Below are 10634 nucleotides of genomic sequence, written 5' to 3' on the forward strand. Positions count from 1 at the left end.
CGGCTGCGAAGCCATCCTGGCGCGATGTCCGGTGGGCCGAACGGACGGGCTGATACGGCTCATGCGCCAGGAAGCGGAGGGACAAGCCAGTGGGTAGTTCGTGGGGATGGGTCAGGGTCTGACCCATAGGGGCTGGCCACGGCGCCTTCTCCGGCGAACGCGCTGCCATCGTCGAGGTATCCGCGGGAATAACCTGGCGCCCCAACGCTGGCGGTCGACCCGCATCGTGTCCCTGTTCGCTCGACATTCGACCAAGGTCGTATCGACCATGGTAGAATACGGCCATCGAACCACGATCCGAGGCTTCGCCCATGAGCATTCCCAGCTTTGCCGCCCTCTGGCACCAGGCCGTCGGCCACGCCCGGCGCGACGCCACGCGCCCGGCCGCTGTGGCCACCGAGCGCTTCCTGACCATTTGGGACACGCCCCGCACCGCCGCCGAACGCCGGGCCCGGCAGCGCCGCACCCGGCGCCTGCCGCGGTTCTATCTCTAGAGGGTCCTGTACCGGGGTCTGCCGCTCATTACCCCTCCCGCAATCTCGCACACCAGATGTGGCTTTTATCCTACGACCCCTGTGCCACCGGCAGCGCTAGGCTGAAGTTGTAATGCTGACAGGAGGCCGCCGTGGTTCGCCGTGCCCGACTGCTGCTGCCAGATACGCCCCTCCATCTCGTGCAACGGGGCAACAACCGCAGCGTTTGCTTTGCCGACACAGAGGATTGCCTGGCCTACCTGGAGCTGCTGGGCGACATCAGCCGTGCCTGCGCCGTCGATGTGCACGCCTATGTGCTGATGACCAACCATGTGCACCTGCTGGCCACCGCCCGATGCGACCCCGAGGCGGTCAGCGCCATGATGAAACGGCTCGGACAGCGCTATGTGCAGCGCTTCAATCGGCGCTACCGCCGCACAGGCACCCTGTTCGAGGGACGCTTCCGCTCCTGCCTGGTGGGCGAAACCGCCTATCTGCTGGCCTGCCACGCCTATATCGAGCTCAACCCGGTCCGCGCCGGCATGGTGCCCCACCCGGCCGAGTATCGCTGGTCCAGCTATGCGGCCAACGCCCAAGGTGGCATCGATCCCATCGTCACCCCTCACCGCGCCTACGCGTCGCTCGGCCCCACCGACGACCAGCGGTGCAACGCCTATCGCGAACTGTTTCGCCAGCACCTGGTGCCCGGCATGGTCGACCAGATCCGCCAGGTCACCCACAGCGGCCTGGTACTCGGCACGGAACGCTTCCAGCGCCAGGTCGCCGAGTTGCTGGATCGGCGTACCGTACGCGGCACACCCGGTCGTAAACCCAAGCCACCGCCCGAGGATTGACCGCCACAACGCCAACCGAGAAATGGGGGTCTGTCCCTCATTACCCCTCCTCGACCCGGGGAGAGTGCGTCATCTATAGTAGTCAAAGGTATTACCCCCATGATGCGGAGGCCAATATGGCAACCCCGACGTCCATCAAGCTGGATGACGAGTTGAAAGGTCGAGTGCAGCAGCTTGCCAAGGCCCGTCGGCGCACAACCCACTGGATCATGCGTGAGGCGATTGCCGAGTATGTCGCGCGGGAGGAGAAGCGCGAGTCGTTCAAGCAGGACGCCCTCCGCGCCTGGGAGGAATATCAGCGAACCGGCCTGCACCTGACCCAGGAGGACGCCGACGCCTGGCTGGCAAGGCTTGAAGCCGGCGAGGATGTGGAGATTCCCGCTTGCCACAAGTGAACCTTGAGTGGACACCACAGGCCCTGTCCGATGTACAACGGCTCTATCGTTTCCTCTCACACCAGAACCCCGATGCCGCCCGCCGAGCCGTGAAGGCAATCCGCGCCGGAATCGGGATTCTGGCACACCAACCCCACCCGGGGCGGCTCGTTGAAGAGCTTGAACCGGAATATCGCGAATGGCCGATCGACTTCGGCTGTGACGGCTATATCGCATTATACCGCCTCGATGGGCAGAAGGCCGTAATCCTCGCCGTCCGTCATCAGAAAGAAGCCGGGTACTGACATCAGAAATGGGGTCTGTCCCCGATTAGCCCCCAACCCCCCGCACCCGGGCGAGATGCTGCGCGAGGATGTCATCGAAGCGTTGGGTATCTCGGTCGCAGAGACCGCCCGACGCCTCGGCATGTCTCGGGTCGCCCTTTCGCGGGTCGTCCACGGGCATGCTGCCATCTCGCCGGACCTGGCCGTGCGCCTCGAACGCGCCGGCGCAGGCACTGCGCGGCATTGGCTCGCGATGCAGACCGCCTATGACCTCTGGCAAGCCGAGCACAGCGAACAGCCCGAGGTCCAGCGACTGGCCTCTTGAATCCTGGATTCAAGCAATGAGCGAGAACGGGGCCTGTGCCTCCTTGCCCGCTGGCGACGGCCATTGGCGGCCTTGGCATCAAGGCAGCCGCCGAGGCCTGCCCCATGGCGCTGCCAACGCTGCCGCCCGACTACCGAGCGCCATGCCTGGCGCACAACGCCAGCGGCCGGCATTAAGCCGGCCGCTGGGTCATGCTAGGCGGGAAATGGGGGTCTGTCCCTCATTATCGCGTATCGCGAAATGCGGTAAATGGGGGTCTGTCCCTCATTACCCCGGGAGCGCCATGCCTGGCGCACAACGCCAACGGCCGGCATTAAGCCGGCCGCTGGATCATGCTAGGCGGGAAATGGGGGTCTGTCCCTCATTAGCCGTGTCCCTCATTAGCCGGAAATGGGGGTCTGTCCCTCATTAGCCTCTGGTGGTACTTCAGACCAGGTGGGAAATGGGGGTCTGTCCCTCATTACCCGCGGGAAATGGGGGTCTGTCCCTCATTACCCCCTAGGCGGGAAATGGGGGTCTGTCCCTCATTATCCGGGGTCTGTCCCTCATTAGCCCTGCCCGCTGACCCCGGCCATTGGCGACTTTGGCGTCAAGGCAGGCGCCGAGGTCGCCCCATGGGGTCAGACCCCAGCCAAGTCACGAAGCCCGTCATGGTGCGCCTTGCGGGCGGATTCGCCGCCGCCGGGGTCTGACCCCATGGCGCTGCCGACGCTGGCGCCCGACTACCGAGCGCCATGCCTGGCGCACAACCGCCAGCGGCCGGCATCGCTGCCGGCCGCTGGGTCATGCTAGGCGGGAAATGGGGGTCTGTCCCTCATTACCCTGGGGATCCGCCAGGGTCTGTCCCTCATTAGCCCCCTTTATCTACAAGCAGCAGGAACTAAATTATCACCAACACTGCTAGTACAATCCCACGAGATCGAACCACCTTCATCCGTTGGCGTAAGCGTCAAAGTTGCGCTCTGGATAGCTGTTGCTACAGGAGCCGCTGCACGCAGCGTAGCCACAATAGCTCCATTTTCACCTAAAGCCACTTGGTTGACATAGGTTCCATTAATATCTCCGGCAGCCTCCAAACCAGCAGCAGCATTATCAGCAGGCCAAGCACCATTGGATTGATAAGTTTCTGCCACAGCTGTTCTTGCACCACTAGCTAATGTCAGCGCTTCTGACATTTGTGCCCGCGCTGTGTAACTTTGGTATTGAGGTACTGCGATAGCTGCAAGTATACCCACGATCGCCACCACGATCAGCAGCTCGATCAGGGTAAAGCCGCCCTGCCCGGTCTTCACATTTTTCATGCTCTGCATGTCTTGTCGCTTCATCGCCCTGCCCCTTGCTCCTGTCCGCCGTGGCCGGTCTGGCCGTTGCCTTCTTCTGCAGCCCGTGCGGGATTGGCGTTGGGTGGCGGCGCGGGGTCGCCCCCGTGCCGCCACCGCCACTTGCGGGCCAGCCACCCTGCCCGGTGGCCACCCCCTAGTGCTTACATTAAATTACAGATGGCAACCTTGCAAGGACAATCTTGACCCCTCTCATACCGGCCGACCCAGCCAAACCAGCGGCAAACGACATAAAAAGGTTGAATGGACACGGCGATTCGCTGGGCGCGGCCAGTCTCGTAGGGCTAGAATCGTGGGTGATGTCATTCTTGCTGCACCCGCGAGGCGCCATGAACGATTACCGCTCCCCTGCCCCCGAGATGTCACCGCCCGTGGCCGAACCCAGTGAGTCGCCGCTGGCCGGCGGCGGGCACGGGATGACCGGTGCCGACGGCCTGCGTGGCCTGTCGCGGCGGCTGGTGAAGGATGGCCTGCTCTCCGAGCCCGCCGCGGTGCGCGCCGAGCAGGAGGCGCGCGAGGCCGAGATGTCGCTGCTCGAGCACGTGATCGAGTCCGGCCTGGTGCCGGCCCGCCAGGCCACCCTGACCGCGGCCTGGGAGTACGGCCTGCCGATCATGGACCTCGACGCCCTGCGCGCCGACGGCCTGCCGCCGGCCGGCGACTTCCCGGAGAAGATCCTGCGCCGGCTCAAGGTGCTGCCGCTGGTGCGCCACGGCCATCGGCTGACGGTGGCGGTGCCCTTCCCCTCGACGCTGGCCCAGCTCGACGAGCTGCAGTTCGCCACCGGCCTCACCCCCGAGGGGGTGCTGGCGCCGGTCGACCAGCTCGGCCCGGCGCTGGAGAACTACCTCTCCCAGAGCGAGCACAACATGCTCGACGAGCTCAAGGGGGTCGACGATGCCATCGGCGAGCTCGCCTACGGCGAGGAGGAGAGCGAGGCGATCGATGCCCAGTCGGTCACCGCCGAGGCCGGCGACGACGCGCCGATCATCAAGTTCGTCAACAAGATCCTGCTCGACGCCATCCGCCGCGGCGCCTCGGACATCCACTTCGAGCCCTACGAGACCAGCTACCGGGTACGCTTTCGCATCGACGGCATCCTCCACGACGTGGCCCACCCGCCCTTCGCCATGCGCGCGCGCATCGCCGCGCGGCTCAAGGTGATGTCGCGGCTCGACATCTCCGAGCGCCGCCTGCCCCAGGACGGCGCCATCAAGCTCAAGCTCTCGCGCAGCCGCTCGATCGACTTCCGCGTCAACTCGCTGCCCACGGTGTACGGCGAGAAGGTGGTGCTGCGGATCCTCGACCCCGCCACGGCCCAGCTCGGCATCGAGCAGCTCGGCTTCACGCCCGAGCAGCGCGCCATGTACGAGGCGGTGCTCGACCAGCCCCAGGGCATGATCCTGGTCACCGGCCCCACCGGCAGCGGCAAGACGGTGACCCTGTATACCGGCATCAACCTGCTCAACCAGGTGGAGCGCAACATCTGCACCGCCGAGGACCCGGTGGAGATCAAGGTGCCGGGGGTCAACCAGGTCAATGTGCTGCCCAAGATCGGGCTGGACTTCGCCAGCGCCCTGCGCGCCTTCCTGCGCCAGGACCCCGACGTGGTGATGGTCGGCGAGATCCGCGACCTGGAGACCGCCGAGATCGCGGTGAAGGCGTCGCAGACCGGCCACCTGGTGCTCTCGACGGTGCACACCAACTCGGCGGCCGAGACCCTCACCCGCCTGGCCAACATGGGGGTGGCGCCGTTCAACATCGCCAGCTCGGTGAGCCTGATCATCGCCCAGCGCCTGGCGCGCAGGCTGTGCGGCCACTGCAAGCAGCCGGCCGCCATCCCCCGCGAGGTGCTGCTGCAGCAGGGCGTCGCCGCCGAGGAGGTCGACCGCGCCACCATCTATGAGCCGGTGGGCTGCAAGCACTGCACCCAGGGCTTCAAGGGCCGGGTGGGGATCTACGAGGTGGTGCCGATCTCGAATGCCATGAGCCAGCTGATCATGAAGCGGGGCGACTCGATCGACTTCGACCGCCTGGCCCGCGAAGAGGGCCACCCCGACCTGCGCCGCAGCGGCCTGCTGAAGGTGATGCAGGGGCTGACCAGCCTGGCCGAGGTGAACCGTGTGACCAAGGACTGAGGAGGCCCCAACACTTCGTAAACTCACCACACCAAATCGATACACATCGGCGGCACCAATGACCACGCCCCGACATATAACTAATACTACGCATAGCAAACAAGCAGGGATTCATTCATGGCCACACGCACGATGCGAGCGCCGGAGAAGATCAAGCTCTATCGCTGGCGCTGGAGCGGCAAGGGACCCAACGGCCGCAAGGTCAGCGGTGAGATCATCGCGGCGAAGAAGGCCGAGGTGGAGAAGGAGCTCTCCGGCCAGAACATCATGGTCAAGACCGTACGCCGCAAGGGCGGGTTCGGCGGCGGCATGGGCAAGATCAAGCCCCGCGACATCATGCTCTTCGCCCGCCAGATGGCGACCATGATCCGCGCCGGGGTGCCGGTGCTGCAGGCCTTCCAGGTGGTCGCCGAGAGCCTCAAGAAGCCGGCGATGAGCGCCCTGGTGCAGGAGCTGATGAACGACGTGGCGGCGGGCTCGAGCTTCTCCGAGGCGCTCAGGCGCCACCCCCAGTACTTCGACCGGCTGTTCGCCAACCTGGTCGAGGCCGGCGAGCAGTCGGGCTCGCTCGACCGCATGCTCGAGCGGGTGGCGGCCTACAAGGAGAAGATCGAGTCGCTCAAGGGGCGGGTCAAGAAGGCGCTGTGGTACCCGGCGGCGGTGATCGCGGTGGGCTTCGGCGTGACCGCGCTGCTGCTGATCAAGGTGGTGCCGCAGTTCGAGAGCCTGTTCCACGGCTTCGGCGCCGAACTGCCGGCGATGACCCGCATGACCATCGCCATGTCCGAGTTCGCCCAGCAGTACTGGTGGTGGGCAGTGCTCGGCGTGGCGGGCGTCGTCTTCTTCATCCGCGCCGGCATGAAGCGCTCCGAGGCGTTCGCCTACCGCATGCACGCCCTGTCGCTGAAGGTCCCGGTGATCGGCGATATCCTCGACAAGTCGTCGGTGGCGCGTTACTCGCGCACCCTGGCCACCACCTTCGGCGCCGGGGTGCCGCTGGTGGAGGCGCTGACCACCGCCGCCGGCGCCTCGGGCAACAAGGTCTACGAGCGCGCCATCGAGCAGGTCCGCGAGGACGTGGCCACCGGCCAGCAGCTGCACTTCGCCATGCGCCTGACCGAGCAGTTCCCGCCGCTCGCCGTGCAGATGGTCGGCATCGGCGAGGAGTCAGGCGCGCTCGACGCCATGCTCAACCGCGTGGCCGACTACTACGAGGAGGAGGTCGACAACAAGGTCGATACCCTCACCTCGCTGCTCGAGCCCTTCATCATCGTGGTGCTCGGGGTGCTGGTCGGCGGCCTGGTGATCTCGATGTACCTGCCGATCTTCGAGCTGGGCAGCGTGATCTGAGGGCTGACCATGCACAGCCAACGCTTCGGCCTGGACGTCCATGTCACTCGCCATGCTCGTGAGCGCATGGCCGAGCGACGCATATCCGAGGCAACGCTTTCCGAACTTCTTGAAACTGGCATTACCCGTTACAAGGACGACATTCGGCTTTGGCTGGCCAAGGAAATGTCGGACCGCCATCACAACCTGATCTGTGCGGCTGTGATCCTGGAGGATAGACTGGTCGTAAAAACCGTCATGCATCATTTCCAGTGGGAGGAGTGACGATGCGTACGACCTACGACGAAGCCGACGATATCCTGGTGCTTCACCTGGCAGACAAGCCGATTACAAAGGAAGTCTCCCAGGACTGGAACACCCATATCAGCTACGCCGCGGATGGCACCATCGTGGAGGTGGTCATTCTCGAGGCCTCGAAACAAGGTGCCTGGCCGCTACTCAAGAGCGAAGCTGCCTGACCCGTAAGGATACTCTCTTGCTCGATCTCCCCTCTTCCCTGCTCTGGCCGCTGGCCGCCGTCGTCGGCCTCTGCCTGGGCAGCTTCCTCAACGTGGTGATCGTGCGGTTGCCGGTGATGCTGATGCAGGGCTGGCGGGCCGAGGCCCGCGAGGCGCTCGAGCTGCCGGAAGAGCAGACCCCGCGCTTCAACCTGGTGACGCCGCGCTCGATCTGCCCCGCCTGCGAGGCCCCCATCGCCTGGCACGACAACATCCCGCTGCTCGGCTGGTTCAAGCGCCGCGGGCGCTGCGCCAGCTGCCAGGCGCGCATCAGCCCGCAATACCCGCTGGTGGAGCTCGCCGGCGGCGCGCTCAGCCTGGCGGTGGTGGCGCTCTTCGGCGCCACCTGGCAGGGGCTGTTCCTGCTCGGCGCCTGCCTGACGCTGCTGGCGATGGCGGTGATCGACCTGCGCACCCAGCTGCTGCCCGACCTGCTCACCCTGCCGCTGCTGTGGGCCGGGCTCGCCTACCAGCTGCTGTTCCAGCCGCTGATGCTCCCCTCGGCGGTGATCGGCGCCATGGCCGGCTACCTGTCGCTGTGGAGCTTCTACTGGCTGTTCAAGCTGGTGACCGGCAAGGAGGGCATGGGCTACGGTGACTTCAAGCTGCTCGCCGCCCTGGGCGCCTGGCTCGGCTGGCAGAGCCTGCCGCTGGTGCTGATCCTCTCGGCCGGCGCCGGCGCCGTGGTCGGCGTGCTGATGCAACTGGCGATCCCGCGGCTGCGCGGCGCGCCGATGCCCTTCGGCCCCTACCTGGTGGTGGCCGGCTGGATCGCCCTGCTCGCCGGCGAACCGCTGATGGCCGCCTACCTCGGCCTGCTCGGTTAACCACGCTTCGGGGTCAGACCCCTAAGCGAATTTAGGGGTCTGACCCTTAAGTAAATTTTGGGGTCTGACCCCAAGGGGGACTTAGCTTGATCATCGGCGTGACGGGGGGGATCGCTTCGGGAAAGTCGACGGTGGCCAGGGCCTTCGCGGCGCTGGGCATTCCCTGGGTGGATGCCGACGACGTGGCCCGGGAGGTGGTCGAGCCCGGCGAGCCGGCGCTGGCGGAGATCGCCGCGCGCCACGGCGAGCGGGTGCTGCTCGAGGATGGCCGCCTGGACCGCCGGGCGCTGCGCGAGATCGTCTTCGCCGACCCCGCCGAGCGGCGCTGGCTGGAGTCGGTGACCCATCCGCGCATCCGCGAGCGGCTGCATGCCCACCTGGAACGGCTGCAGGCCGGGGGTGCCCCCTATGTGCTGCTGGTCTCGCCGCTGCTGTTCGAGTCGGGCCAGCACCGCCTGGTCGAGCGCACCCTGGTGATCGACGTGCCCGAGTCGCTGCAGATCGCGCGCACCGCCGCCCGTGACGATGTCGACGAGGCCCAGGCCCGGGCCATCGTGGCCGCGCAGATGCCGCGCGCCGAACGCCTGGCCCGCGCCGACGACGTGATCGACAATGGAGGGGACGAGCGGGCCCTGGTCGCCCGGGTTGCCGAACTGGACCGGCGCTACCGAAACCTGGCAGGCTCTCCTCGGGAGCCATGACCCGAACCCCGAATCCGAGACCCACACCGAGAATGAGCGTCATGAAGCCGCAGCAAACGAAGCGTCCGATGAAAATCGCCTGCCCGCAGTGCCGCAAGATGGTGGTGTGGAGCGAGGACAACCCCTACCGCCCCTTCTGCAGCGAGCGCTGCCGGCTGCTGGACCTGGGCGCCTGGGCCGACGAGTCGCATCGCATCGCCGGCGAGCCGGCCATGGACGAGATGGATATCGACGCCATGCTGGCCCAGGCCGACCGGGACGGTGGCCTGCAGTGACCGGCGGACGCCAGCACCCGCCGCCCGCGCCGGGCTTTCACCGGCCGGAGTATCGCCTGCTGGCGGAACTGGAGGCGGCCTTCGATACCCTGGTCCTGCGCACCGAGGCACTGCTCGACGCCTATCACCGGGCCCCGGGCGTGGGTTGGGCGTTCGGTGCGGAGCCGGCGAGCGAGGCGTGGCTGCGCCGGGCGCTGCTCGATTTCTGGTACCACGATGGCCAGGACGGCCGGTCGACGCGGACCCATGTGGGGCTGGTGGCGGCCGGCGAGGCACTGCTGGCCCGGGTCGCCGAGGTGAACGCGGCCAAGGCGTCGTTCGCCCGCCTGCTCGCCCAGATTCGCGAGCAGGTGCCCAGCCTGATCCCCGAGATCAAGACGGTGCTGCCCTTCCGCCACCCGGCGCTGCACGATCACCTGCGCGGCCGGGGGCTGGCGCGGCTGCATCTCAAGCAGTGCTGGCGGGCGATTCCGGTGGCCGAGGCGCCGGTGGCGCGGGTGCGCCTGGCCTGGTACTCGAGCGGGCGCTCGATCAAGCGACTCAGCGTGCGCGAGGCCGAGCAGAAGCTGCTCCGGCTGGACGCGGAGGCGCCCCACGTGCGAATCCAGTTGCGCAAGCTGGCCGGCATTCCGGACGGCGAGCCGCTGGCCCAGGTGCAACGCCAGGCGCCGCTGATGCGGGCTAACCTGTTCTTCCGCGAACCGCTGGAGGATGGCCGGTCGCGCCGGGCGATGAACGTCGCCCTGCCGCTGTTCGTGCCCTCCCCCGACGGCCGCCTGCCCGACCACAACCTGCCGCCGCCGACGCCCCCGGAGCACCGCACCCGGGCCCGGCGCCGCGACGAACGCCTCGAGGACGAGCCCTTCCTGCCGAGCCTGCGGGTGTTCCGCTATCGCTGAGCGCCGCGGAGCGGTGTTGGCGGTCACCGCCGGGGCGCCTGGCGGCGCCAATCGCTCGGCGGAGCCAAGCTCCCACAAGCAGGGAATCTACCACCCTATGGAGCCAAGCTCCCACAAGGCAGGGATTTACCTCCCTGTGGAGCCAAGCTCCCCCCAAGGCGGGGATTTACCTCCCTGATAGGGGTCGGGAAGGCTTAGCCTCCCCGCCCTCCGAACCGTGCGTGCGGTTCTCCCGCACACGGCTCTCCAGTCGATGGTTTCAGCATCGTGATTGGCTCGCCTTCCGCCAGGCTTCGG

The 10634-nt window shown here is 66.8% G+C and carries 14 protein-coding genes; 13 read left to right on the forward strand and 1 reads right to left on the reverse strand.

The annotated features are described in order from the left end of the window. The first annotated feature begins 311 nt into the window (after window positions 1-311). The 5 genes from AC5W54_RS22015 to AC5W54_RS22035 all read left to right on the forward strand — a co-directional run bounded on the left by AC5W54_RS22015 (window position 312) and on the right by AC5W54_RS22035 (window position 2310). Window positions 312-494, forward strand: coding sequence for a hypothetical protein (locus AC5W54_RS22015; RefSeq protein WP_495964242.1), 183 nt, complete (start codon window positions 312-314; stop codon window positions 492-494). A gap of 131 nt (window positions 495-625) precedes the next feature. Beyond that, window positions 626-1327, forward strand: a complete 702-nt coding sequence (locus AC5W54_RS22020) for a transposase (RefSeq protein ID WP_495964243.1) — start codon at window positions 626-628, stop codon at window positions 1325-1327. A 116-nt stretch (window positions 1328-1443) separates the two neighbouring features. Then, a complete protein-coding gene (locus tag AC5W54_RS22025) occupies window positions 1444-1722 on the forward strand; it encodes a CopG family ribbon-helix-helix protein (RefSeq protein ID WP_421413021.1) in 279 nt (92 codons plus the stop codon). Continuing rightward, window positions 1719-2006 carry a type II toxin-antitoxin system RelE/ParE family toxin gene (locus AC5W54_RS22030; protein ID WP_495964251.1) on the forward strand — a complete coding sequence of 96 codons (288 nt, stop codon included), beginning with the start codon at window positions 1719-1721 and terminating at the stop codon, window positions 2004-2006. Before AC5W54_RS22025 ends, AC5W54_RS22030 begins: the two co-directional genes overlap by 4 nt. A 1-nt stretch (window position 2007) precedes the next feature. After that, window positions 2008-2310, forward strand: a complete 303-nt coding sequence (locus AC5W54_RS22035; protein ID WP_495964252.1) for a HigA family addiction module antitoxin — start codon at window positions 2008-2010, stop codon at window positions 2308-2310. Between the two features lie 860 nt (window positions 2311-3170). On the opposite strand, the gene AC5W54_RS22040 is transcribed toward AC5W54_RS22035, so the two are convergent. After that, on the reverse strand, window positions 3171-3635 hold the full coding sequence (locus AC5W54_RS22040) for a pilin (RefSeq protein ID WP_495964244.1): 465 nt from the start codon (window positions 3633-3635) through the stop codon (window positions 3171-3173). Between the two features lie 374 nt (window positions 3636-4009). Here AC5W54_RS22040 and pilB point away from each other — a divergent pair, with 374 nt between their 5' ends. From pilB to AC5W54_RS22080, 8 genes are all read left to right on the forward strand, one after another. Continuing rightward, window positions 4010-5788, forward strand: a complete 1779-nt coding sequence (gene pilB, locus AC5W54_RS22045) for a type IV-A pilus assembly ATPase PilB (protein ID WP_495964253.1) — start codon at window positions 4010-4012, stop codon at window positions 5786-5788. A gap of 117 nt (window positions 5789-5905) precedes the next feature. Further along, window positions 5906-7138: a type II secretion system F family protein gene (locus AC5W54_RS22050; protein WP_495964245.1), complete on the forward strand. Its 1233-nt coding sequence runs from the start codon at window positions 5906-5908 to the stop codon at window positions 7136-7138. Window positions 7139-7147: 9 nt separating this feature from the next. Then, window positions 7148-7402 carry a DUF4258 domain-containing protein gene (locus tag AC5W54_RS22055; protein WP_495964246.1) on the forward strand — a complete coding sequence of 85 codons (255 nt, stop codon included), beginning with the start codon at window positions 7148-7150 and terminating at the stop codon, window positions 7400-7402. A gap of 2 nt (window positions 7403-7404) precedes the next feature. Next, the gene (locus AC5W54_RS22060; RefSeq protein WP_421413011.1) at window positions 7405-7596 is read left to right on the forward strand and encodes a DUF2283 domain-containing protein; all 192 of its coding nucleotides are present in this window, start codon (window positions 7405-7407) and stop codon (window positions 7594-7596) included. Between the two features lie 17 nt (window positions 7597-7613). Further along, window positions 7614-8462 (forward strand): prepilin peptidase, encoded by an 849-nt coding sequence (locus AC5W54_RS22065; protein ID WP_495964247.1) that lies wholly within the window; start codon window positions 7614-7616, stop codon window positions 8460-8462. Window positions 8463-8548: 86 nt separating this feature from the next. Continuing rightward, window positions 8549-9163 carry a dephospho-CoA kinase gene (gene coaE / locus AC5W54_RS22070; protein ID WP_495964248.1) on the forward strand — a complete coding sequence of 205 codons (615 nt, stop codon included), beginning with the start codon at window positions 8549-8551 and terminating at the stop codon, window positions 9161-9163. A 68-nt stretch (window positions 9164-9231) separates the two neighbouring features. Next, entirely contained in the window at window positions 9232-9438 is a 207-nt protein-coding gene (gene yacG, locus AC5W54_RS22075) for a DNA gyrase inhibitor YacG (RefSeq protein ID WP_495964249.1), read from the forward strand. After that, window positions 9435-10337, forward strand: a complete 903-nt coding sequence (locus AC5W54_RS22080; RefSeq protein ID WP_495964250.1) for a DNA replication terminus site-binding protein — start codon at window positions 9435-9437, stop codon at window positions 10335-10337. The genes yacG and AC5W54_RS22080 overlap by 4 nt, the downstream gene beginning before the upstream one ends. The last annotated feature ends 297 nt before the right edge of the window (window positions 10338-10634 follow it).

It is taken from the genome of Halomonas sp. LMYGS-3 (assembly GCF_059509875.1).